Source organism: Pseudomonas sp. BJa5 (assembly GCF_030272875.2).
Taxonomy (GTDB): domain Bacteria; phylum Pseudomonadota; class Gammaproteobacteria; order Pseudomonadales; family Pseudomonadaceae; genus Aquipseudomonas.
Genome location: NZ_JALRNG020000011.1, coordinates 1 through 22,337 on the forward strand (window position 1 = coordinate 1; position 22,337 = coordinate 22,337).

General features: G+C 66.0%; 18 protein-coding genes and 1 pseudogene. All 19 read right to left on the reverse strand.

Annotated features, from left to right (window positions below; all coding sequences use genetic code 11):
• Nucleotides 1-20: 20 nt before the first annotated feature.
• Nucleotides 21-612: pseudogene (locus M2D63_RS08415) on the reverse strand (glutathione S-transferase).
• Nucleotides 609-4,256, reverse strand: a complete 3,648-nt coding sequence (locus M2D63_RS08420) for an AAA family ATPase (protein WP_285862403.1) — start codon at nucleotides 4,254-4,256, stop codon at nucleotides 609-611. The pseudogene M2D63_RS08415 and the gene M2D63_RS08420 overlap by 4 nt, the downstream one beginning before the upstream one ends.
• Nucleotides 4,253-5,494 carry an exonuclease SbcCD subunit D C-terminal domain-containing protein gene (locus M2D63_RS08425; RefSeq protein ID WP_285862404.1) on the reverse strand — a complete coding sequence of 414 codons (1,242 nt, stop codon included), beginning with the start codon at nucleotides 5,492-5,494 and terminating at the stop codon, nucleotides 4,253-4,255. The genes M2D63_RS08420 and M2D63_RS08425 overlap by 4 nt, the downstream gene beginning before the upstream one ends.
• A gap of 51 nt (nucleotides 5,495-5,545) precedes the next feature.
• Nucleotides 5,546-7,174 (reverse strand): BatD family protein, encoded by a 1,629-nt coding sequence (locus M2D63_RS08430; RefSeq protein ID WP_285862405.1) that lies wholly within the window; start codon nucleotides 7,172-7,174, stop codon nucleotides 5,546-5,548.
• Nucleotides 7,171-8,889: a VWA domain-containing protein gene (locus M2D63_RS08435; RefSeq protein ID WP_285862406.1), complete on the reverse strand. Its 1,719-nt coding sequence runs from the start codon at nucleotides 8,887-8,889 to the stop codon at nucleotides 7,171-7,173. Before M2D63_RS08435 ends, M2D63_RS08430 begins: the two co-directional genes overlap by 4 nt.
• On the reverse strand, nucleotides 8,886-9,962 hold the full coding sequence (locus M2D63_RS08440) for a VWA domain-containing protein (RefSeq protein ID WP_285862407.1): 1,077 nt from the start codon (nucleotides 9,960-9,962) through the stop codon (nucleotides 8,886-8,888). The genes M2D63_RS08435 and M2D63_RS08440 overlap by 4 nt, the downstream gene beginning before the upstream one ends.
• Complete coding sequence (locus M2D63_RS08445; RefSeq protein ID WP_285862408.1) at nucleotides 9,955-10,449, reverse strand: DUF4381 domain-containing protein; 495 nt, start codon at nucleotides 10,447-10,449, stop codon at nucleotides 9,955-9,957. Before M2D63_RS08445 ends, M2D63_RS08440 begins: the two co-directional genes overlap by 8 nt.
• Nucleotides 10,446-11,390, reverse strand: coding sequence for a DUF58 domain-containing protein (locus tag M2D63_RS08450; RefSeq protein WP_285862409.1), 945 nt, complete (start codon nucleotides 11,388-11,390; stop codon nucleotides 10,446-10,448). The genes M2D63_RS08445 and M2D63_RS08450 overlap by 4 nt, the downstream gene beginning before the upstream one ends.
• A 4-nt stretch (nucleotides 11,391-11,394) precedes the next feature.
• Nucleotides 11,395-12,354, reverse strand: a complete 960-nt coding sequence (locus M2D63_RS08455; RefSeq protein ID WP_285862410.1) for a MoxR family ATPase — start codon at nucleotides 12,352-12,354, stop codon at nucleotides 11,395-11,397.
• Nucleotides 12,355-12,539: 185 nt separating this feature from the next.
• Nucleotides 12,540-13,472, reverse strand: a complete 933-nt coding sequence (locus M2D63_RS08460; RefSeq protein WP_285862411.1) for a phosphatidate cytidylyltransferase — start codon at nucleotides 13,470-13,472, stop codon at nucleotides 12,540-12,542.
• Nucleotide 13,473: 1 nt separating this feature from the next.
• On the reverse strand, nucleotides 13,474-14,094 hold the full coding sequence (locus M2D63_RS08465; RefSeq protein WP_285862412.1) for a 1-acyl-sn-glycerol-3-phosphate acyltransferase: 621 nt from the start codon (nucleotides 14,092-14,094) through the stop codon (nucleotides 13,474-13,476).
• Between the two features lie 8 nt (nucleotides 14,095-14,102).
• Nucleotides 14,103-14,558, reverse strand: coding sequence for a hypothetical protein (locus tag M2D63_RS08470; protein ID WP_285862413.1), 456 nt, complete (start codon nucleotides 14,556-14,558; stop codon nucleotides 14,103-14,105).
• Nucleotides 14,548-15,897, reverse strand: coding sequence for a phosphatase PAP2/dual specificity phosphatase family protein (locus tag M2D63_RS08475; protein WP_285862414.1), 1,350 nt, complete (start codon nucleotides 15,895-15,897; stop codon nucleotides 14,548-14,550). Before M2D63_RS08475 ends, M2D63_RS08470 begins: the two co-directional genes overlap by 11 nt.
• Nucleotides 15,894-17,651, reverse strand: a complete 1,758-nt coding sequence (locus M2D63_RS08480; protein WP_285862416.1) for a bifunctional alpha/beta hydrolase/class I SAM-dependent methyltransferase — start codon at nucleotides 17,649-17,651, stop codon at nucleotides 15,894-15,896. The genes M2D63_RS08475 and M2D63_RS08480 overlap by 4 nt, the downstream gene beginning before the upstream one ends.
• 10 nt (nucleotides 17,652-17,661) lie before the next feature.
• Nucleotides 17,662-18,285 (reverse strand): CDP-alcohol phosphatidyltransferase family protein, encoded by a 624-nt coding sequence (locus tag M2D63_RS08485; protein ID WP_285862417.1) that lies wholly within the window; start codon nucleotides 18,283-18,285, stop codon nucleotides 17,662-17,664.
• A gap of 162 nt (nucleotides 18,286-18,447) precedes the next feature.
• Nucleotides 18,448-19,776, reverse strand: a complete 1,329-nt coding sequence (locus tag M2D63_RS08490; protein ID WP_285862418.1) for an MFS transporter — start codon at nucleotides 19,774-19,776, stop codon at nucleotides 18,448-18,450.
• Nucleotides 19,777-19,822: 46 nt separating this feature from the next.
• Nucleotides 19,823-21,016 (reverse strand): L-2-hydroxyglutarate oxidase, encoded by a 1,194-nt coding sequence (lhgO, locus tag M2D63_RS08495; RefSeq protein WP_285862419.1) that lies wholly within the window; start codon nucleotides 21,014-21,016, stop codon nucleotides 19,823-19,825.
• 117 nt (nucleotides 21,017-21,133) lie between these two features.
• Nucleotides 21,134-21,844, reverse strand: a complete 711-nt coding sequence (locus M2D63_RS08500) for a FadR/GntR family transcriptional regulator (protein WP_285862420.1) — start codon at nucleotides 21,842-21,844, stop codon at nucleotides 21,134-21,136.
• Between the two features lie 73 nt (nucleotides 21,845-21,917).
• Nucleotides 21,918-22,277: a hypothetical protein gene (locus tag M2D63_RS08505; RefSeq protein ID WP_285862421.1), complete on the reverse strand. Its 360-nt coding sequence runs from the start codon at nucleotides 22,275-22,277 to the stop codon at nucleotides 21,918-21,920.
• Between the last annotated feature and the right edge of the window lie 60 nt (nucleotides 22,278-22,337).

A 22,337-nucleotide genomic window follows, 5' to 3' on the forward strand; every position in this document is an offset into this window, starting at 1 on the left:
GTTGCCACAGGTCCCGCTTGTCACCGGGCCATGATCGCCTTGAACAGCGCCGACTCCAGCCAGCCCTGCAGCCAGGCACGCAGTTGCGGGTAGGGCGCCTCGGCGAACCATTGCGGTTCGACCCCGGCGAACTGGCGCATCAACGGCAGCAAGGCGGCGTCGGCCAGGCTCGGGTGATCGGCGAACAGGTAACGGTGCTGCGCCAGCAATATTTCCAGTTCCGCCAGCCAGGGTTCGGCCTGCTGGCGGTAGGTTTCCCGTGAATACTCCGGATAACGTTCGGCGTACTTGTACAGGTTGACCTGGGTCTTGAAGTCGCGATCATTGCGCGCGATCAGGGCATCGGCCGACTGCGCCGCCAGCGGGTCGGCACGCAGCCGCCAGTCTTGCGGATCATGTCGGTCCAGGGCCCAGCGCATGATGTCCAGGCTTTCGTCGAGTACGGTGTCGCCGGCACTCAGTACCGGCACCGTGCCCTTGGGCGAGAGCGCCAGCAGTTCGGCCGGCTTGGCCTTGAGGCTGACCTCCTGGATCTCGACGGGGCACTCGGCATAGCGCAGGGCCAGGCGCGCGCATGGCCCAGGGGCAGCGGCGGAACGAGTAGAGAATCATCCGCTGACCTCCACGCTGCTCAGGCCGTTGCCCTGACGACGTACCTGGATCTGTACCGGGATGCGTTCGTGCATTTCCTGCACATGGGAAATCACCGCCACCTTGCGGCCCTGGGCCTGCAGGCCGTCGAGGGCGTCCATGGCCAGTTGCAGCGACTCAGGATCCAGGCTGCCGAAGCCTTCGTCGATGAACAGCGACTCGATGCGCAGGGTGCTCGAGGCCATGGAGGCCAGGCCCAGGGCCAGGGCCAGGGATACCAGGAAAGTCTCGCCGCCGGACAGCGAATGTACCGAACGCAGCTCGTCGCCCATCTCGGTGTCCAGCACCAGCAGGCCGAGCAGGCTGCCGCCGCGCTTGAGGCGATAGCGGCGGGCCAGTTGGCGCAACTGGGCATTGGCGTGGTGCACCAGCAGGTCGAGGTTGTAGCCCTGGGCGATCTTGCGGAAGGTGTCGCCGGTGGCCGAGCCGATCAGCGCATTGAGGCGGGCCCAGCGCTGCCATTCGCCGTAGGCCTGGGCAATTCGCTCGGCCAGGGCCTGGTTGGCCTGCTGGCGGCGCTGGTCATCGGCTTGTTCGGCGCGCAGTTCGGCGCACTGTTGCTCGCTGCTGGCGAGTTGACCTTGTAGGGCCTCAAGCGCCTGCTCCAGCGTGTCGGCCGGCAGCTCAAGGGTGGCCAGGGCCTGGTGCTGGTCCAGGCGCTGCTGGCGTTCGTTGAGCAGGACCTGTGCTTGTTCCAGGGCTTTTTCGCTGTCCAGCAGGCGTTGGCGCAGCTGGGCGACGGCATCGTCGTCCAGCGCCAGCAACTGCTCAAGACCGCTGTCATCCAGCTCAGGGTGAGCCTGACGCCACTGTTCGATCTGCGCGCGCACTTCGCCGTGTTCCTGTTCAAGCGCGTTCAAGCGCTCGTCCTTGGCCTTGAGGTCGGTGGCCAGTTCGATCAGTTGCGCCTGGGTGTCCTGCAACTGCCGGGCCGCCTGGGCTTCGTCCTGGCGGGCCTGTTCCACGGCCTGCTCCAGGTGCTGCTGCCACTGCTCGGCGCCGGCGTGCTCGCCGATCAGGCCGGTGAGGCTGGCCTGGCTGTGCTGTTGCTGGCGCTCGAGGTCGGCGAATTGCTGCTGCAACTCATGCTGCTTTTGCACCCGTGCCTGTTGCTGTAGCTGGACCTTGTCCAGGGTCTGCTGGCGTTCGCTGTGTTCGAGCTGTTCGTCCTTGTGCCGTTGCAACAGGTCCGTGCGTTGGGTCAGTTGCTGGTCCAGGCCCATGAAGGTGGCGGCCGGTTCGCGTCGCAGGTCGTCGAGCAGGTCGGCCGGCAGCAGGCTGGCGAAGCTTGCCAGGTCTTGCTCCAGGCGTTCTTCATCGCTGGCCAGGGCTTGTTGTTGCTGGCCCAGGTGCTGGTTGGCCTGCTGGCTGGCGTCGATCGCGGCCTGCAGTTGCTGCTGCAGGCGCGCGGCGTCCTTTTGCAGGGTCAGCAGGGCCTGCTGGCGCTGTTCGTCACGGCTGATGTCGTCGCCGAGGCGCCGTGCCTGGAGGTCGAGCCAGCCGGCTTGCTGGCTGTTGTCCTGGCCGACCAGTGACGGATAGAGCGGATGCGCCTGCAGGCTCGGTGCAAGGCCCTGCAGTTGCTCGCCCAGTTGCTCCTGCTGATGCAGGTACTCCTTGATCTGGCCGTTGACGCCACCCAGTTGCGTGCGCAGTTCGTCGAGCTGTTTTTTCAGCGCATCGACCTGCTCCTGGGCATTGCGCTCTTCGTCCTGGTCATGACGTCCCAGGCTCTGCAGCAAGGCTTCGGGTTGATGATAGGGATGCTCCTGGCTGCCGCAGACCGGGCAGGGCTGGTCATCCTGCAGTTGCGCGCGCAGTTCTTCGACACTCTGGCTGCGGGCCAGACGCTGGCGTTCGAGCAGTTGGCGGGTGACCGTGAGGGTCTGCTCGGCGGCCGTCAGCTGGGTCTTGCCGTTCATCCCTTCGCTGATCAGTTGTTCGCGCTGCTTGAGCGCCGTCTGCTGGCGTTCGCGCAGGGCCGTGAGGCGTTGCTCCAGGTCCTGGTGCTGGTGCCAGAGGCGGCTGAGTTCTTCCACCTGGCGTTGTTGCTGGCGATTGTTCTGCAGCAGCTCGCCGAGCAGGCCGATCTGTTCGGCCAGGGCGTCGGGCTCGGCCTGGGCTTCGTGGTAGAGCAGGGCGATAGTGGCGCGTTGTTCGTCCAGGGCGGCGCTTGCCTGGCGGGCACGTTCCTGCATTACCGGCAGTTCGGCACGGCCCTGATTGAGGCGGTTGCCCAGCTGCATCAGTTTTTGCAGGTTGTCGCGATGAATGTTCCAGGCATCGCCCAGGCCAGCAAGCGCTGCACTCTGGGTGAGCTGCTCGCTGATCTGGCCCAGACGCTCGTGGGTCAGGCGCTGTTGTTCAGTGAGGTTCGCCAGTTGCTGCTGGCCTTCGTTGCAGGCGTCTTGCGCCTGTTGCTTGAGCGATGTGCAGCTGGCCAGCTCCTGAGTCAGGCGCGTCAGGTTGTTCTGCTCGGCGAAGGCCTGGCGCAGCAGGGGAACGCTTTCGCTCTGGCGACCGAGGGCCTCGGCCAGCGCTTGCTGGGCCTGCTGTTGTGCGCTCTGCAGCTGCTGTTGCTGCGCCTGCAGGGCTTCATGCTGCTGGCGCTGGGCCGCGATGCTGGCGGCCAGTGGCGTGAGCTGGCTGCTCAAGGCCTGCTGGCGGGCGAATTGATGCCGCTGCGGCGCCAGTTGTTCCAGACGCACCAGGTTCAGGCGCTCGCCCTGCAGGCTGTCGCTGTGCTGCCGGGCACTGTGCAGCTGTTCGCTGCTGGTGCGGACTTGCGCCTGCAGCTGTTGCAGCTCCGTCAGCCAGGCGCGTTGCAGTTCCAGCTGGCGCACTTGCGCCTGTTCAGCCTTGAGCTGCTCCAGGGCCTGGTTGTAGCGTTGGTCGAGTTCGGCGCGGGCCTCCGTGGACAGCGGCATGACGCCGGCGGCCTGGTCCTGCAGCGCCTTGTGCGCTTCCTCGGCTTCCTTGCTCTTGCTGTAGGCGCGGCGCCCCAGTTGGCTGTAGATTGCCGTGTTGGTGAGCTTTTCCAGCAGCTCGCTGCGGTCCTTGTCATCGGCCTTGAGGAAGGCGCTGAATTCGCTCTGGGCCAGCAGCACGGCGCGGGTGAACTGCTCGAAGTTCAAGCCCAGCCGGGATTCGATCAGTTGCTTGTATTCGCCCTTGCTCTGGTTGCTCAGCAGTTGATCGCTGTCCAGGTCATGCAGGCTCTGGCGGCTGCCTTGCAGTTTGCCGTTGGCCTTGTCGCGGGCGCGGTTGGTTTCCCAGCGTGCCCGGTAGCGGCGGCCATCGATGCCGACGAAGTCGACCTCGGCAAAGCCACTGCCGGTGCCACGGCGCAACAGGGTGCGCGGGTCGCTGGTGAGGATGTCGCTGTCGACTTCCGGCAGTTTGGTTTCCCGGCCGATGTTGTTCAGCCGCGGTACTGCACCGAACAACGCCAGGCACAGGGCATCGAGCAGGGTGCTCTTGCCCGCGCCGGTGGGGCCGGTGATGGCGAACAGGCCGGCGCTGGCCAGGGGCTCGGCGCTGAAGTCGATCTCGAACGGGCCGGCCAGGGATGCCAGGTTCTTCAGGCGGATGGCGAGAATCTTCATGGCTGTTCCTCTTCCTGCTGGACGTCCTGCAACAGCAGGGCGAAATCGGCCAGGGTCTGTTCATCCACGGCACTGCCATAGGCCTGGGTCCAGGCGCGGCTGAACAACTCTTGCGGGGTCATCTGGCCCAGTTCGACCAGGGCGTTGTCATCCAGCGCTTCATCGCTGCGACTGCCCGCATATTCGGCGCCGATGCGCACCAGGCGCACGGCCTTGCCGTGCAGGGCACTTTCCAGTTGCTGGCGCAGGTCCGGCTGCGGCTCGTCCAGGCGCACCCGCACTTCCAGCCAGGGTTGGCGCTGGGGGTCTTCGAGCAAGTCGACCACCGGCAGGTCGGCCAGTTGTTCGAGAATCTCGGCCAGCGGTGCCGGGCCCAGGCGCTGCAGGGCCACGGCGCGGGGCACCAGGCGCGATTCGACGCTGGCCAGCTTGGCGCCGTCCAGTTCGATTTCGAGGATCTGGTGCGGGTAGCCGATCTCCGAGAACGACAGCGGAATCGGCGAGCCGCTGTAGCGGATACGCTCTTCGCGATTGACCCGCTGGGGTTTGTGCAGGTGACCCAGGGCCACGTAGCTGATGTCCTTGCTGAACAGGCTGGCGGGCAGGGCCTCGGCGTTGCCGATGATCAGGCTGCGCTCGGAGTCTTCCGAGACCGAGCCACCGGCCATGTGCGCGTGGCTGACGGCGATCAGCGCCTGGCCCGGCTTGCGCCGTTCGCGCGCGGCGTCGATGAGGCGCTCGTGCACCTGGCCGATGCCGCGCAGGTAATCGTCGCCCAGGTGCGGCCCGGTCACTTCTGCAGGGCGCAGGAAGGGCAGGGCCAGGCACCAGGCGCTGACCTTGCCGCGGGCGTTGGTCAGCGGGATCAGCAGGCGCTCGCTGTCCAGCACGCCTTCGTCGAGCCATTGCACCCGGCCCAGGGCGTGGGTGCGCAGGCGCCGCATCAGCGGTGCCGGCAGCTCGATGCGCGAGCCGGAGTCATGATTGCCGGCGATCATCACGATGTTCAGCTTGGGTTGCTGTTCGTGGGCCTGGACGATGAAGTCGTAGAGGCGCTCCTGGGCTTTGACCGGCGGGTTGACCGTGTCGAAGATGTCGCCGGCGATCAGCAGCGCGTCGGGCTGGCGCAGCTTGAGCTGGCCGAGCAGCCAGTCGAGGAAGCAGGCGTGTTCGAAGTCGCGTTCCTGGCCATGCAGGGTTTGTCCCAGGTGCCAGTCGGAGGTATGAAACAGACGCATGAAGGGTTCCGCAGATTGCCGGCGCAACGCCCGTGGCGTCACGCCTGAAGGTTATTTGGGGTACAGCGGTGGCAGGCTGCCGTTTTCGCCGGTGCTCGGCTGCACCTGTTCGGCCGCCGGGATGGTGCCGATGGCACGCCAGAGTTCATCACCCTGCCAATATTGCCCGGATTCGCTGTAGAGGGCACCGTTGAGACCGTCCAGTGCGTCGGACAACGGCACGAAGCGGGCGGCCATGTCGGCCAGGGTTTCCGGTTGCTGGCGGGCCCAGGCGTCCAGGGCCTGGCGGGTGGCCTGTGGATCGTTGGCCTGGCAGGCGCGCTTGAGGTCGTCCAGCAGGGTGCGCGGGCTCGGGCCGGCCTGAGCGGCACGCAACACGGCCGGCTGCGAACGGGCGCGCCACCACAGGGCGAAGCCCAGCACGGTGGTCAGGGCCAGCACCAGGGTGCTCAGTTGCCAGGGCCAGAGCGCACGGGTGTCGACATTCTGTGCATCGCTGCTGACCGGCTTGTCGGCGCTCAGGGCCGGGTTGTCCTGGATCTGCAGGCTGCGCGCCGGCAGGCTGCTGTGCTCCAGGTGGTCTTCGCGGGTGTTCCACCAGAAGACTTCCTGGGCGGGCAGTTCGAGGCGGCCACTGTGGGTCGGGACCAGGGCTTCACGTTCCTCGCGGATACCGAGCAGGCCTCGGTCGTTGACTTGGTTGCGCAGTTGCGGCTGGTCCGGATAGCGACGCAGGCCGTTGACTTCGGTGGCCGGCAACGGCGGCAACTGGGCGCTGGACAGCCCCTCGGCCTGGAGCACCACGGTGCGGGTCAGGGAATCGCCGATCTGCACTTGTTGCTGGGCGGGATCGGGGCTCCAGTGTTCTTCCAGGCTCAGGTTGCTGGTCGGCAGCCACGGCGCGTTGGCCGGGTAGTCGGCCGGGATGGGGTTGACTGTCAGCACCAGCGCAGTGGAGCTGACCCGTACCTGTTTGCCCACCCGCGGGGCATTGAGCTCCTGCTCGGCGTCGTTCTGGGCGGCGGTGGCGCTGAAGGTCAGGGCCGGGATGGTCAGGTCGCCACTGTTCTGCGGGTAGATCGCATAGCGCATTTCGATCACGCCATGGCGCACGCCATCGATCACTTTCTCGAAGGTCCGCGATTCGCCCAGCGGTTCGACCCTGGCGTTGCCGATCTGCAGCGGGCTCAGGCTGCTGTCGTCGTACAGCGGTACCGAATGGTAGATGCTCAGGGTCAGCACTGCCTGGGCCTGCACATAGACCTCGGGCTGGTCGAGGCTGGCGTCGATGAATACCGGGCCATGGTTCTCGCTGGCGGCTTGCTCGGCGAGGATCTGCAGGCTGATCGGCTCGCTGCGCGATTCGCCCAGTTGCAGCGGCGGAATCTCCACCGTGCCGCTCTGGCGCGGCAGCAGGGTAATGATCCAGCGGGTGCCGGCGACCGACGGGTCGCCCAGGGTGTTCAGGCTGTTGACCTGACGCGTTCCTTGCACTTCGAAGCTGGCCTCAAGCGGGCTCAGGTCCGGTTTGCCGAACTGGGTCACGTCCTCGGTCTGCAGGGTCAGCTCCAGGGTTTCACCGGCATTCAGGCGGGTGCGGTCGACACTGGCGAGCAGCGCGGCGGCCTGTACCTGCAGGCAAAGAAGGAGGCTGAAGACGAAGACGCAGAAGCGACTCATTGACGGGTTTCCTGATGTTGTTGCTGTTCATACCAGAATTTGCGCCGCAGCAGTTCCGACGGGTTGTCCGGGATCTGCCGCAGCCATTGTTCCAGCGCCTGGCGCTGTTCGGCATCCAGGGTGCTTTCAACCGGGCGTTGGGGCGGGTGGGTGATCGATTCGTCATCGTCATTGCCCGCCAGTTGCTGGGCCTGTTCACTGGCGTTGTTGTCGTCCTTGTCGCTATCGCTGGCGGGCTGCGCGGGCTTCTCGCTGGCCTGTTGCTGGGCCTGCTCGGCGCTGCTGGTGCTGTCGGTCTGGGTCTCGGGGTTGTTCTGCGGGTTGTCCTGGGCCGCCTGCTCGGCTTGCTCGGCCTGGCGTTGTTGCAGCAGTTGTTCGACCAGCGCTTTGTTGGCGAGTGCCGGTTGCAGCTCCGGCTGGCGCTCCAGGGCTTGTTCGTAGGCATCCAGCGCCGCTTCCAGCTCACCGCTGCGGGCCAGGGCATTGCCGCGATTGTAGTGGTCGGCAGCGCTGTTGCCCTGGGCGAACAGGCGTGCGGCGCCATTGTAGTCACCGGCCTGGTACAGGGCGATGGCTTTCCACTGGCGGTCCTGGAAGCGCTGTGCGGCTTCGGCGGGCAGCTGCCGTTCGAGCAGGCGCTGGCCCTGTTGATCGGGACGCAGCCACAAGTCATCGAGTTCGAAGGCCTGGCCCGGTTGCGGCAATACCAATAACAGCGGCAGGCAGAACAGCCAGCCACGCCGGCCGGCGCAGGCGGCCAGCAGCAACAGCGGCAGCAGCAACCAGTAACCCTCGTCGGCCCAGCTGTCCAGTTGCACCGCCTGGCCATCCTCGCGCAGGCTCCTGGGCAAGTCGAACAGGCGCAGGCCGCGCAGGTCCAGGTCGTCGATGCGGGCAGTGCGGTAGCGGCCACCGGTGCTGCCGATGAAGCTCCTGAGGCTGGCGCTGTCCAGGCGCGGCAGGAGAATGCCGCCCTGGTCATCCTTGAGGAATTCGCCATTGGCCTGCTTGACCGGTGCGCCCTCGGCACTGCCGATGCCCAGCATCAGCAGGCTCGGCCCCTGGCGTCCCAGGGCCTGCTTGATGCCCTCGCGCTCCTCGTTGCTCAGGGACGAACCGACCAGCAACAAGCGGCCCTGGCCGAGCCCGGCCTGGGCCAGCAGTGCCAGGCCCTTGCGCACGGCCAGGTCGGCGCGTTGGCCGGGCTGCGGCATGATCGACGGGGCCAGGGCTTCCAGCAGGTTGCGGCTGGTGGCCAGGTCGTCCGACAGTGGCACCAGGGTGTGGGCGCTGCCGGCATAGACGATGATCGCGGTCTGGCTGTCGCGGCGATGTTCGAGCAGGTCGAGGATCTTGCGCCGGGCCTGCTCCAGACGGTTGGGCGCGGTGTCCTCGGCGAGCATCTGCGGGGTGAGTTCGAGCAGGATCACCAGCGGGTCGGCCGGACGTTGACGAGTGTCTTCCAGGCGCTGCCAGCTGGGCCCGAGCAGGGCCAGCACGGTGAGCAGCCAGGCCAGGCCCAGGGCGATCCACGGCAGTTTGCTGTTGCGGCCACTGCCGCCGCCCAGCAGCACGGCGTGAAAGCTCGGTGGCAGGATCATCTGCCAGCGCCCGGCGCGTTTCTGCCGGTGCCAGAGTTTCCACAACAGCCAGGCCAGCGGCGGCAGGACGATCAGCCAGACCGGGCGCAGCCATTGCGGCCAGAGGTCGATCATCGACGTCTCCTCAGGCGCAGGCGCTTGAGCCGCTCGCGCCAGTCCGGATGGGGGGTGAGAAAGCTCGGCCGGCGCAGCAGGCGGCGCAACGGGTTGTCCGGCCACTGTTCCTGGATCACCAGCAGCACGCTCAACAGCAGCGCCAGGGCCAGGGGCCAGCTGTACAGGGCCTGGGCGGTGCGCGCCTGGGTCGGTTGCTGGGCCACCGGCTCCAGGCGGTCGAGGGCCTGATCGATAGCGCGCAGTTCCTCGCCGTCACGGGCACGGAAATAGGCGCCGCCGGTCTGTTCGGCGATCTCCTTGAGCGAGGCTTCGTCCAGGTCCAGGCTCGGGTTGAGCCCCAGCAGGCCGGCGGTGCCGGTTTGTTCCGGGTCGGCACCAATGCCGATGGTGTAGATCCGTACATTTTCCTGGGCGGCCAGGCGTGCAGCGGTCAGCGGGTGGATCTGCCCGCCGTTGTTGGCGCCGTCGGTCACCAGCACCAGCACCCGGCTCTGGGCCGGACGCTGGCGCAGGCGCTTGAGCGCCAGGCCAATGGCGTCGCCGATGGCGGTGTTCTTGCCGGCGATGCCGATCTGCGCTTCATCGAGGTAGGTGCGCACGGTGCGCCGGTCAAAGGTCAGCGGCGCCTGCAGGTAGGCCTGGCTGCCGAACAGGATCAGGCCGACACGGTCGCCCTGGCGAGCCTCGAGGAAATCGCCGAGCAGGGCCTTGACCAGGCTCAGGCGGCTGACTTCTTCGTCCTGCCACTGCATGTCGGGGAAGTCCATGGAGCCGGAGACATCCACGGCCACCAGCAGGTCACGGCCGCTGGCGGCCACCGGCAGCGGTTCGCCCAGCCATTGCGGGCGGGCGGTAGCGAACAGCAGCAACAGCCAGACCAGCGCGAACGGCGCCTGCTGGCGCCAGGTCGGCAGGTTCAGGCGCGCCCGGCGCCCGGCCAGGCCTTCGAGTTCGTCGAGGAAGCTGACCTTGAGCACCGGCTCGCCACTGTCGGCGGCCGGCAGCAGCAGGCGCGCCAGCCAGGGTAGCGGCAACAGGACGAACACCCAGGGCCAGGCCAGTTCAAACATGTTTGCGAATCCAGGTTTCGACCGCCTGGTTGAGCCCGGCGATGGCCTTGTCGTCGAGCTTGCACTCGGGCTTGTAGGCACCTTCTACCAGCACCATCCAGCGGGTCAGGCCGGCGGCCGGGCAGCGGTTGTCGAGAAAGGCCAGCCACTGGCGACCGTTGAGGGTATGGCTGTGGCTGCCGGGGTAATGGTTGCGGCACAGGCGCTTGAGCAGGGCGTTGATCTGCTGCAGCCAGGCGCCGGCCGGCTCGCCGTCGTAGGGCTTGTGCAGGCGTGCAAGTTCGGCCAGGGCCTCGAGGCGCACCGGGTCCAGGGGCAGTTCGGCGCGCACGATCGATTTCTTGCCTGGGCGCCAGTGCCGCATTCGCCACAGACCCCAGCCGAGCACCGGCAACAGGGCCAGCAGCACCCACCAGCCGGGTGCCAGCGGCCACCAGCCGATCGGTGGCGGGGTGATCAAGGGCTGCAATTGCTCCAGCGAGTTCACTGGATTTTCCCCGGTCGTTGCGTGTTCAGGTACTCGCGCAGTTGTTCGATCATTTCGCTCTGGGTGCTCAAGGGCATCAACACCACCCGCAGTTTTTGCGCCAGCAGTTCCCAGCGCTCGATGCGTGCATCGCTCTGTTGACGGTAGCTCTGGCGCAGGGTCGGGTCGAGGGTGTCGAGCTCCAGTTGCGCGCCGCGCTGGGCAAAGCGCAGCAGGCCGGCAGCGGGCAGGGCGTGGTCGAGCGGGTCGGACAGCGGCAGCAGGAGCAGGTCGCAATGGCGCGACAGCAGGCTCAGTTGCTGCTCCACGGCCGGGCTCAGGGCGCGCTCGTCGCAGATGATGATGGCCAGGCTGCCCGGACGCAGCACTTCACGGGCCCGGCGCAGGGCCAGGCCGAGGCTGTCGGCCTGGGGCTGGGCCTCGGTATGCAGCGACTGGTTGACCCGGGCCAGGCGGTTGAGCAGTTGCAGCAGGCTCTGCTTGCTGCGTCGCGGCTTGATTTCGTAGTGCTCGTTGTCACCGAATACCAGGCCGCCGATACGGTCGTTGTGGCCCAGGGCCGCCCAGCCGATCAGGGCGGCGGCCTGGGCGGCGAGCACCGATTTGAACATCAGCCCCGAGCCGAAGAACAGCCGTTGGCTCTGCTCGACGAGGATGAAGATCGGCCGCTCGCGCTCCTCATGGAAGAGCTTGGTATGAGGCTCCTGGGTACGGGCGGTCACCCGCCAGTCGATGTTGCGCACATCGTCGCCGGCCTGGTACACCCGCACCTGGTCGAAGTCCACGCCACGGCCGCGCAATTTCGAATGGTGCAGGCCGACCAGCGGGCTGCGCTGGCCGGGCCGGGAAAACAGCTGCACTTCGCGCACGCGGTGACGCATCTCGATCAGCTCGGCGAGGCTGATACGGATTCCGGGCGCGGTCAGCAAACGTTCAGGCATGGCGTCAGGCGACGGCGACGACGTCGAGGATGCGCTGGATCACCCGGTCCTGGTCGATCCCGGCGGCCTCGGCTTCGAAGGACAGGATGATGCGGTGGCGCAATACATCGAAGAGTACTGCCTGGATGTCTTCAGGGCTGACGAAGTCGCGCCCGGCCAGCCAGGCATGGGCCCGGGCGCAACGGTCCAGGGCAATGGAGCCGCGGGGGCTGGCGCCGTAGGCAATCCAGTCGGCCAGTTCCGGGTCGAATTTGGCCGCGGTGCGTGTGGCCATGACCAACTGCACCAGGTATTCCTCCACGGCGTCGGCCATGTACAGGCCGAGGATTTCCTTGCGCGCGGCGAAGATCGCCTGCTGGCTGACCCGACGCTCGGGCTTGGCCTCGCCATGCAGCGCCTCGCCACGAGCCTGCTGGAGAATGCGCCGCTCCACCGAGGCATCCGGGAAGCCGATCTTCACGTGCATGAGGAAGCGGTCGAGCTGGGCTTCGGGCAATGGGTAGGTGCCTTCCTGCTCGATCGGGTTCTGCGTGGCCATCACCAGGAACAGCGGCGACAGCTCGTAGGTGCTGCGCCCGACGCTGACCTGGCGTTCGGCCATGGCTTCGAGCAGGGCCGACTGGACCTTGGCCGGCGCTCGGTTGATTTCGTCGGCCAGCACCAGGTTGTGGAAGATCGGCCCCTGCTGGAACACGAAGCTACCGGTTTCCGGGCGATAGATCTCGGTGCCGGTGATGTCGGCCGGGAGCAGGTCGGGGGTGAACTGGATACGATGGAACTGCGCCTCGATCCCTTCGGCCAGTTCCTTGATGGCCTTGGTCTTGGCCAGCCCCGGCGCGCCTTCGACCAGCATGTGGCCGTCGGCCAGCAGCACGATGAGCAGGCGCTCGACGAGTTTTTCCTGGCCAAGGATCTGGGTTGAAAGAAAAGTGCGCAGCGCGATCAGCGCCTCACGGTGTTCCATCGTCGACTGTTCCTGGAAGAAAGCCCGGGCGATCTCCGTGAGGGGCCCGGGCAGGGGCTGTTACTTTAATGCATCCGGGCCTCTGGCTACTAATGGCGGCAGGTAATTTTGTGCAATTGGACAGCGCATCGCGGGGCAAGCCCGCTCCTACAGGTTGTAGGAGCGGGCTTGCCCCGCGAGCGATCTCAGGTCCACCAGTAACGCACCAGGTGAAAGAAGATCGGCGCGGCGAAACACACCGAGTCGAGCCGGTCGAGCATGCCGCCATGCCCTTCGATCATGTGCCCCCAGTCCTTCACCCCACGGTCACGCTTGATCGCCGACATCACGATGCCACCGGCAAAGCCCAGCAGGTTGATCAACAGGGCGATCAGAAACGACTGCCAGAGGTTGAACGGGGTGATCCACCACAGCGCGGCACCGATCAGCGAGGCCAGGAACAGGCCGCCGACGAAGCCTTCGATGGTTTTCGACGGCGACAGGTTGGGCGCAATCTTGTGCTTGCCGAACAGCTTGCCGCAAACGTACTGCAACACATCGGACAGCTGCACGACGATCACCAGGTAGGCGATCAGCAGCAGGTTGCGGTTTTCGAAGCCGGCGATGTCGAGGGTCAGCAGCGCTGGCACGAACGACACGCAGTACACCGCGATCATCAGCCCCCACTGGACCTTCGAGGCGCGTTCGAGAAAGTGCGCGCTGTCGCCGCCCAGGGAAGCGAGGATGGGCAGCAGCAAGAAGACATAGACCGGAATGAAGATCGAGAACAGGCCGTACCAGTCGGCGTAGATCAGCAGGTATTGCAGGGGCAGGGCCAGGTAGAACGCCGCTGCCAGTGCCGGATAGTCGCTGCGCCGGGTCGGAATCAGGCTGAGGAACTCCCGCAGGGCGTAGAACGAGACGGCATAGAACAGCAGGATCACCGCGCCGTTGCCCAGCCAGAAGGCAATGCCGATGACCAGCACCATCACCCACCAGGCGTTGATGCGGGCGTTGAGGTTGTCGATGACGGCATTCGGCGCGCCGCCACAGCGCCGTTTCAGCACGAAGCCGATCAGCGAGGCCAGCACCAGGATCGCGCCGATCCCGGCGAACAGCATCAGGGTCTGCTTGTCCATGTCAGCTGTGCTCCGGGGCCAGGGCCAGCAGCGCGGCGCGACTGCGTTCGAGAAACTGCGCCTTGCTTTCATCTTCCTGCAGGGCAAGGGCTGCGCCGAAACTGGTGGTGCACAGCAGCGGCAGCGGTAGCACCCGGCCCTTGGGCATCACCCGGTTGAGGTTGGCGATCCACACCGGGATCAGTTGCACCTGGGGGTGGGCCTTCGCCAGGTGGTAGAGCCCGCTTTTGAACGGTTGCACGCCGTCTTCCTGGTTGCGCGTGCCTTCGGGGAAGAGAATCAGCGAGTCGCCAGCCTCCAGGGCCTCGAGCATCGGCTGCAAGGGGTTGGCCTGTGGATCGTGGTGCTCGCGATCGATCAGCACACCATTGAATACCTGGTTGATGACGTAGCGGCGCAGCGCCCCGGTCTGCCAGTAGTCGGCACCGGCCACCGGGCGTGTGGTCTTGCGCAGCGGCGGTGGCAACGAGGCCCAGAGCAGCACGAAATCACCGTGGCTGGTGTGATTGGCGAAGTAGATTCGCTGCACCGGCTCCGGGCCGCAGCCAAGCCATAAACTGCGGGCGCCGGTGAGGGTGCGTGCTGCCGAGGTGATGAGGTGTGCGACCAGGGGTTCGAGCATGTGCGTCCTTATCCGGTTATGGCCCACCAAGGGCTCGTCAGCAGGCATCCCAGGATCAAGAGTAGTTGCGCCGCCAGCAGCAGGGCCTGACGGCGCAGCAGATTCAGGGCGCCACGGCTGCGATCACGCCAGGGGCGTTGCGTGCCGGTGGCGGGCTGCAGGCCAAGGGCGGCGAGGGCGTTGTCCAGCGCTCGGGTGTTTTCGTTCAGGGCTGATGGGCTGTCCGCTAGCCGCTGGAACAGGTCGGCATCGAAAGCCACCCGCAGCGCCCAGTATTTTTCTGCAAGGCCAAGCAGGAGCAGTGCGCAGGCCACGGTCAGTGCCCAGGGGTTGAATGCCCCTAGCCAGCAGGGGACCAGGCCCAGCACTACCCCGAGCAGGGTCAGCCCTGTGGACAACTGGTCCAGGCTGCGCCCGCGGCGCAACAGGCTGGCGACGCAATGCAGCTCCATGTCAGTGCTCATGGGCCGTCCCCGGATTGCCCGCCAATGGCTCGAGGGCCAGGCGGTGCGCGGCATGCAGGACAATCCCCGGGCGCGCCCGGCGGATGATCGCGACGGCGGCATCGACGCTTTTGGCGCGACCGCTGTACAGCAACCAGGCGGCCACTGCCGTGGCACTGCGCGAATAGCCCAGGGCGCAGCAGACCAGCAAGGGGCCCTGGTGACGCAGGTTTTCCAGCGCCTGGGCCAGCGCCAGGCATTGGCGGGTGGTCGGGGCGATCAGGTCGAGCACGGGCACACTGCGGTAGGCAATCCGGCAGGTGTGAAGTGGCAGCTCGGCGCACAGGTCGAGGACGGCGGTGAAGTGGGCGTGCGCCAGCTCCGTGGCGCCTGGGATACGTCCCAGCCAGACGTTATCCACAACCTCATCAGGTTGCGGGCGCTGGCGGGTCCACAGGCGTGAGTTGATCCAGGCGGACAGCAGATAGGGCGCCAATAGCCAGAGGGCAGCGCTGCTCAACCGGCCATCGGCGCCTTTCTGGAACCCTGCGGCATCGAACAGCGCATAGTTCAAGGCCACCAGCAGCAAGGCTACCGCCGGCCAGATCAGCCACAGCCAGCCACCCTTGAGGGTGAAGGCTGCAAGGGTGAACAGGGTGGCGCCGAGTGCGTAGCAGCACGCCAGGCGCCAGCGTTTGCGATCCCTTGCCGGGCGCAGCTGTTGCAGCATGGCGGGGCCTTCCAGCGGCCACAGCCAGACGCATAGCCAGCCCGCCAGGGCGCCCGTGGGCACGTCGATGAAGTGATGCTGGTAAGTGGTCAGCACGGAAATACCGATCACGCTGAACCAGCCATGCACCAGCCAGCGCCAAGGCCCCCGGCTGTGCTGGGCATAGCACACCCACAGGATCACCAGCAGGGCAATGTGCAGCGAGGGCGCCTGGTTGAAGGGTTTGTCGAAACCGGCCAGCACGGCGAACAGCCAGCCGAACAGGCCATCGATTTCCGGCCGCTCGAAGGTGAAGCGCAGTGGCCAGAGCAGGAAGCAACTGACGGCGATCACCTGCGCGCTGAGCAGGCGCAGGGCATGGCGCTTGAGGGCTTCGCGGCTGCGTGGCAGCAGCAGGGAGAGGCCATACAGCAGGTCTATGGACCAGTAGGGCACGATGGTCCAGGGCCAGAACGGCATGTGCGCTTCCCAGCCGAAGACCACGGCGCCGACATCAGCCCGTTGCGCGGTGACCCAGGTGGCGAAGCCATAGGTGCCGAAGAACACCGGCGCCAGCAGCAACAGCCAGAGCACCGCGGGTTTCAGCAGCCCGGGTTCGCGGGTGGCGGCAAGGGTCGTGCTGTTCATCATTGCACCCGTTGTGCAACCGACACGCTGAAGATCCCCCACTCATCCACCCGCTGGGTGATTTTTCCAAAGCCCGCCGCCTGTACCAGTTGATCCATCTCGGCCTGGCTGCGCCGGCGCATGACCCAGGCCTGGCCGTCACGGTGACTGGTGAGGGCGCGGGCGATCAGCTCCAGCTGCGGGTGCCAGGGTTGTCCGGTGTAGATCAGGAAACCGCCCGGTTCCACGGCGTCGGCCAGCCCGGCCAGGGAATCGGCGACCATTCGATTGTCGGCGAACAGCTCATACAGGCCGGACACCACCGCCAGGGTCGGCCTGGGCGTCAAGGTTGCCAGGCTCTGGCGATCGAAGGCGTTGCCTTTGACGAAGCGGGCGATGCCGGCCAGCCCCTTGTCGTTGATCAACGCATTGCCATCGCGGACGTTGATGTCGCTGTAGTCGCGCAGCAGGATCGATTCCGGCAGCGGGGTCACGCCCTGCATGGCTTCGAGGATGTAGCGGCCATGGCCGGCAGCGATATCGACGATACGCACTTCGCGTTGTTGCTCGCGCAGCCAGCCCATGGCCAGGCGCAGCAGCTCTTCGAGGTGCAGCTTGCGCTGGCGGATGCCACGCCAGCCGATGGAGTCGAGGTAGTTGCGGTCGATCATCCGGCCGATCGGCGACAGCCCGGTCGCCTGGTTGCGGTACACGTAATCCAGGGTGCTGCCCGAGTCGAAACCGCTGGCAAAGCCCAGCTTGACGCCCGCTGACAGCCTGCTGCCCAGGCCCAGGCTCGCCCGGGTCAGGCGCCAGTACAGGTCGCGCAGGGAATTGCGCGGTAGCGGCCTGGCCAGGGATTCGGCCTCGGCGCAGGTGGCGCCCAGGCGATCGGCATCGAGCAGGGAGGGGCGGTCCAGGGGCCGGGCAAAGTTGTGCAGGATGAAGCGGCGCATGCTGGCAACCGCCGGTGCCCGGTGCTGTTCCCCCAGGGTGTCGTGGAAGAAGCCCGGCAGGATGTGCTTTTCCTTGTGCACGCTGCCCAGGCGTTCGAAGAATTGCTCCTGGGGCTTGCGGTGCACCACGAAGTCGGCGCCGGAGATCAGCAACTGGGTCGGCACCTGGATGGCCTGGGCATCGGCGACCACGCGTTCGGCGGCTTCATAGAGCCCCAGCAGCACCGTCACCGAAATGCTTTTGGTGATCAACGGGTCCTGGTCATAGGACGCCACCCGCTGCGGGTCATGGCTGAGGAAACGCGCCTTGACGTAGCTGTTGACGAAAAAGTTGCCGCGCACCTTGCGCATCAGGGCAAGGCCCGGTCGGGCGAAGGGCACGTAGAGCTTGACCTTGAAGGCCGGGGAGGCGAGCACCAGCGAGCGGATGCGCGGGGCGTAGTCGTGGACCCAGGTGGCGACGATCACCGCGCCCACGCTTTGTGCCACCACGGCGATATTCTCTTCGTCGATGCCGTGGCTGGCCGCCAGGTGCTCGCAGAAGGTCTGCACGTCGCGGGCGCTGGTGGCGAAGCTCGGGCTGTCGCCGCGCGCACCCGGTGACTGGCCGTGGCCACGGGCGTCCCAGGCGAAGAAGTCGACCCCGGCCAGGTCCAGCTCATCCACCAGGTGGGCAATGCGCCCGGAGTGCTCGTGGCCGCGATGAAACAGCAGCACGGCCTTGCGTGGCTCACCGGGTGTGGCGTCGGTCGCGGGCCAGTGGCGGTAGAACAGGTCTACGCCGTCGTGGGTGGTGAAGGTCTGATCCTGGGCTTGGCGCATTGCAACTTCCCTATGCTGATGGAGCGTTTTCCGTGGCTTCTCTCAACCCCTGGCGCACCCGGTTGACCAGGGTGTACACCAGCAGTACGGCCATCGCCGCAAACACGCCGTTGATCCAGGCGGGGCCGAGCCAGCCCGGGGCGATGACCAGGGCCAGGGCGCCGAGCACGAAGGCACGATCGCTCTTGCCCATCGGTCCGTCGTAGCGCCGCGAGGCACCGATCATTGGCCCCAGCACGCCGGTGTACTCGCTGAACACCGCGAGCAGCGCGACCAGCACCACGGCGAACGGGCTGACGCCGGGAATCAGGGCGAACGGCAGGATCAGGGCGCTGTCGGCCACGATGTCGCAGAGTTCGTTGAGGTAGGCGCCCAGGTGCGATTGCTGGCCGAATTCCCGGGCGAGCATGCCGTCGATGGCGTTGAGCGCCATGCGCAGGATCATCCACAGGGGAATCAGGCCGAACAGCCACGCATGCTCGGCGAACAAGGCAATGACACCGCCCAGCAGCACGGAGCAGGCACCGGCCAGCAGGGTGACCTGGTTGGCCGTGATGCCACGCGCGTGCAGGTGCCTGACCAAGGGGCGCAGGAGATTCTGGAAGGCTGGCTTGAGTTGATAGATGGACACCATCGGCGCAGGTCTCGGTTCAGGTGAAGCCGGAAATGCGTCGATACGCCAGCCACACGTTGCTGTGTTGTTCACAGCAACTGTAGTGGAAATATGCCCGGTTACGCAGGCTGGAAAGTTCGGTAATCCGCGTAGGCTGAAGCTACGCGGATGGAGGGAGATGTCTCAGTTCTTGAAGCTGGAGTGCTTGCGACCCTGGTCGCACAGGGCAAAGACCACCACCAGCACCGCCGAGACCGCAAGAATGATCGCCACGCCGTCGGTGGAGTGGGTCGCCGAGCTGGCCACCAGGGCCAGGCCACCCAGCGGCGCCAGGCCGCCGGCCACCGCGGTGCCGATCTCGCGACCGGTGCCGAAGCCCGAGGAACGGGTCTGGGTCGGGAACTGGCGGCTGAGGAACGAGCCCTGGGGCGCGAACATCATCGGCGCCAGGATGCCGGTGCCGATACCGATGGCCAGGTAGATCATCATCGGCTCGCCGGTGTTGAGCAGGGTCAGGAACGGGAAGGCGAACAGCACCGAGAACAGGCCGCCGAGCATCAGCACGGTCTTGCTGCTCCACTTGTCGCACAGCCAGCCGAAGAACGGCACGGTGAAGATCGCCACCAGGCTGGCAATGGTCACCGACAGCGAGGTGACGTGGGCTTCGACGCCTTTGTACTGGGTCAGGTAGGCCAGGGAGAAGGTCTTGAAGATGTAGCTCAGGGCGTTGTAGCCGATGGCCACGAAGAACACCACGGCCAGGCCCTTGAGGTCGTTCTTGAACAGCAGCTTGAGCGGCGAGACCTGGGCCTTGGCCGGGGTCTTGTCGAGCTCCTTGAAGTCCGGGGTCTCGGGAATGCTCTTGCGCACCCACAGGCCGACGCCGACCAGCACGATGCTGCAGATGAACGGGATGCGCCAGCCGCCGGCCAGGAGGAACTCGTTGCCGTTCATGGTCAGCAGGTAAACGGTCAGCGACGACAGTAGCAGGCCCAGGTTCAGGCCCAGCGCCGGCCAGGCGCCCTGGCTGCCACGCTTGCCTTCGCTGGCGTGCTCGTAGGAGGTGACCGCCGCACCGGACAGCTCGGCACCCGCACCCAGGCCCTGGATGATGCGCACCAGCACCAGGATGATCGGCGCCCAGATGCCGATCGAGGCATAGCTCGGGATCAGGCCGATCAGGGTGGTGCACACGCCCATCATGCAGAAGGTGATGACCAGCACCTGCTTGCGCCCGAAGCGGTCGCCCAGGTAGCCGAACAGCACGCCGCCGAACGGCCGGGCAATGAAGCCGATGGCGAAGGTCGAGAAGGCGAGCAGCGAGGCCACGGCCGGGTTGCTGGCATCGAAGAAGATCTTCGAGAAGACGATCGCCGCCATGGTGGCGTACAGGTAGAAGTCATACCACTCCAGCATCGAGCCGAAGATGGTGGCCGCCGCGACCTTGCGCAGGCGCTTTTTTTTCTGTTCCGGGGTTTCTGTCGCGGCCGCGGCCGCCTCATGTACCGACATCGGAGGTTTCCTTGTTGTCTTTGTAGTTATGGGGGTGCAGCAGGGGTCAGCGGGTCTTGAGGATCCTGTCGGCGATCATCTGGCCGATCGGAATGGCCGAGGTGGCGGCCGGCGACGGTGCATTGCAGACATGCACCATGCGCGGCGTCTCGGCGAACAGGAAGTCGTGCACCAGGGTGCCGTCGCGCATCACCGCCTGGGCGCGAATACCGGCCTCGTAGGGCAGCAGGTCCTCGACGTTCAGCGACGGGCAGTACTTGCGGCATTGCTCCAGGTAGCCGCGCTTGAACAGCGAGTTCTTCATTTCGGTGGTGCCGGAACCGAGGTTGTTCCAGATGGTTTTCCAGAAACCGGGGAAGCGTGCGTATTCGGCGACATCGCGCCAGTTGATCGAGAACTTCCTGTAGTTCTCCCGGCCCAGACCCAGCACGGCGTTCGGGCCGACGGTGACGCTGCCGTCGATCATCCGCGTCAGGTGCACGCCGAGGAACGGCAGTTCGGGATCGGGGATCGGGTAGATCAGGTGGTTGACGATGTCGTTCTTGCTCGCCGGCAAGCGGAAGTACTCGCCGCGGAACGGGATGATCTGGTGGTCGATCTTGACCCCGGCCAGGGCCGCCAGGCGATCGGACTGCAGGCCGGCGCAGGCCACCAGCTGGCGGGCGTTCCAGACCTTGTCGTCGCTGCTGATGGTGACCTTGTCGCCGCTCTCGACGATGGCGCGCACCGTGGTCGACAGTTGCACCTCGCCGCCGGCGCGCTGGATGACCCGGGCCATCGCCTCGCAGACCTGCTTGTAGTCGACGATGCCGGTGGCATCGAGGAACAGCCCGCCCAGGCCGACGATGTTCGGCTCGCGACGTTGCAGTTCCCGGGCATCGAGCTGTTCGACCTTCAGGCCGTTCTGCTGCGAGCGCTCGTACAGGGCGTGCATGCGTTGGACTTCCAGCGGGGTGGAAGCCACCAGCAGCTTGCCGCAGACATCGAACTTGATCTTGTGCTCACTGCAGAAGTCCTTGGTGGCCTGGGCGCCGCGCTTGCACAGGTCGGCCTTGAGGCTGCCGGGGGCGTAGTAGATGCCGGCGTGGATCACGCCACTGTTATGACCGGTCTGGTGCCTGGCCAGGCTGCCTTCCTTTTCCAGGATCAGCAGCGAGGCGCCCGGTTGGCGTTCCAGCAGCGCCATGGCGGTGGCGAGGCCGACGATGCCGCCGCCGATGATGCAGTAGTCGTAGATCATGCAGGTGTCACCTTGGCTTGTTCTTATCAGAGAGTCTGCTTATCAGGTTGTCAGACTAAGTAGGTCAAACAAAAGGCGCTGACCGGCAGCGCCCGCTTATGTACGGTGGATCAAGGGTCAATCGATGCTGGGCAAGTCCAGTTTCAAGCGCTTGGCCGAGGCACGCAGGTGGGCTTCGGCGCAGGCGGCAGCGGCATGCCGATCGCCCTCGGCAATGGCCTGGTACAGGGCCTGGTGTTCACGGTTGGCATCGGCCGAGCCGCCCACCGAATGCGCTGCCGAGTTCTCCCAGGCGGTCTTGCGTGCGGCGGCCAGTTGGCCACGGAGAAAGTCGTGGAAGGCCACGAAGTAATCGTTCTTGCTGGCTTCGGCGATGGCGCGGTGGAACTCGACGTCGGCGGCCGCCGCGGCGGCGAAGTCGCTGCGTTTGTCGAGCATGTCCTGCAGGGCCTTGCCCATGCGCGCAAGGTCCGCTTCATCGCGGCGCTGGGCAGCGACGGAGGCGGCCTGGGTCTCGATCCACAGGCGCACTTCGAACATCTGCACCAGGTCCGGGCTGCGGCCCTGGCTTGACGGAAAGCGGAACACGGTGCCGGTGGGAGTCTGCGAAATGTACGAACCCAGGCCACGGCGGGCGATCAATACCCCATCGGCCTTGAGCTGGGCCACCGCCTCGCGCACCACCGAGCGGCTGACGTTCAGCTGTTCGGCCAGTTGCTGTTCGGTGGGCAGGCGCGATTCGGCCGCCAGGCGCCCGGAATCGATCTCTGCACGGATGGCGCCGACAACGCGTTCGACCAGCGTATCGGGGCGCTGAAGCTCAAGCATGGGGTATTGCTCATTGATCAGGTTGTCAGACAATGCCTTTTCCGACGGCTCCTTGTCAAGGAACCGAAGGGTGTTACAGCTCGCTGACGTAGGTGCCCGTGCCTTTGAGGATGTTCTGCAGGGTTTCTTCGATCTCGGCCAGGTCACTGGCATCGGCGGTGTGCAGGATCTCCAGGTGGTCTGCGCCACGCAGTGCGTCGGTATCCAGTGCAGACACCTCAACCAGCAGGCGATTGGCGCCGAGGGTTACCTTCAGGCCTTCAACCTGCGAGTACTCCTCTTCATTGCCCAGGGTGATGTCCACCCGGTCCTCGTCCGGGTACCGGCTCATGAGGAACAACTCGCCCTTGTCGCTGTGGCAGACCAGCGTCGCCAGGTTCTCTTCTTCGTCGTCACATGGTGTAGCCATGAGCAGCGCCGCGGTCAGTTGCATGGAAGTCTCGATATCAGATGTGAAACGTCAGTGTGCCAGTCTTCTTGCGTGGGATAAATC

What these genes read in the sequence shown, in the direction of transcription:
- M2D63_RS08425 (WP_285862404.1), bottom strand. Translation starts at nt 5,494, where the DNA reads ATGCGTCTGTTTCATACCTCCGACTGGCACCTGGGACAAACCCTGCAT.
- M2D63_RS08455 (WP_285862410.1), bottom strand. Translation starts at nt 12,354, where the DNA reads ATGGAACACCGTGAGGCGCTGATCGCGCTGCGCACTTTTCTTTCAACC.
- M2D63_RS08450 (WP_285862409.1), bottom strand. Translation starts at nt 11,390, where the DNA reads ATGCCTGAACGTTTGCTGACCGCGCCCGGAATCCGTATCAGCCTCGCC.
- lhgO (WP_285862419.1), bottom strand. Translation starts at nt 21,016, where the DNA reads ATGATCTACGACTACTGCATCATCGGCGGCGGCATCGTCGGCCTCGCC.
- M2D63_RS08465 (WP_285862412.1), bottom strand. Translation starts at nt 14,094, where the DNA reads ATGCTCGAACCCCTGGTCGCACACCTCATCACCTCGGCAGCACGCACC.
- M2D63_RS08470 (WP_285862413.1), bottom strand. Translation starts at nt 14,558, where the DNA reads ATGAGCACTGACATGGAGCTGCATTGCGTCGCCAGCCTGTTGCGCCGC.
- M2D63_RS08490 (WP_285862418.1), bottom strand. Translation starts at nt 19,776, where the DNA reads ATGTCGGTACATGAGGCGGCCGCGGCCGCGACAGAAACCCCGGAACAG.
- M2D63_RS08480 (WP_285862416.1), bottom strand. Translation starts at nt 17,651, where the DNA reads ATGCGCCAAGCCCAGGATCAGACCTTCACCACCCACGACGGCGTAGAC.
- M2D63_RS08460 (WP_285862411.1), bottom strand. Translation starts at nt 13,472, where the DNA reads ATGGACAAGCAGACCCTGATGCTGTTCGCCGGGATCGGCGCGATCCTG.
- M2D63_RS08500 (WP_285862420.1), bottom strand. Translation starts at nt 21,844, where the DNA reads ATGCTTGAGCTTCAGCGCCCCGATACGCTGGTCGAACGCGTTGTCGGC.
- M2D63_RS08420 (WP_285862403.1), bottom strand. Translation starts at nt 4,256, where the DNA reads ATGAAGATTCTCGCCATCCGCCTGAAGAACCTGGCATCCCTGGCCGGC.
- M2D63_RS08430 (WP_285862405.1), bottom strand. Translation starts at nt 7,174, where the DNA reads ATGAGTCGCTTCTGCGTCTTCGTCTTCAGCCTCCTTCTTTGCCTGCAG.
- M2D63_RS08435 (WP_285862406.1), bottom strand. Translation starts at nt 8,889, where the DNA reads ATGATCGACCTCTGGCCGCAATGGCTGCGCCCGGTCTGGCTGATCGTC.
- M2D63_RS08475 (WP_285862414.1), bottom strand. Translation starts at nt 15,897, where the DNA reads ATGATGAACAGCACGACCCTTGCCGCCACCCGCGAACCCGGGCTGCTG.
- M2D63_RS08440 (WP_285862407.1), bottom strand. Translation starts at nt 9,962, where the DNA reads ATGTTTGAACTGGCCTGGCCCTGGGTGTTCGTCCTGTTGCCGCTACCC.
- M2D63_RS08505 (WP_285862421.1), bottom strand. Translation starts at nt 22,277, where the DNA reads ATGCAACTGACCGCGGCGCTGCTCATGGCTACACCATGTGACGACGAA.
- M2D63_RS08485 (WP_285862417.1), bottom strand. Translation starts at nt 18,285, where the DNA reads ATGGTGTCCATCTATCAACTCAAGCCAGCCTTCCAGAATCTCCTGCGC.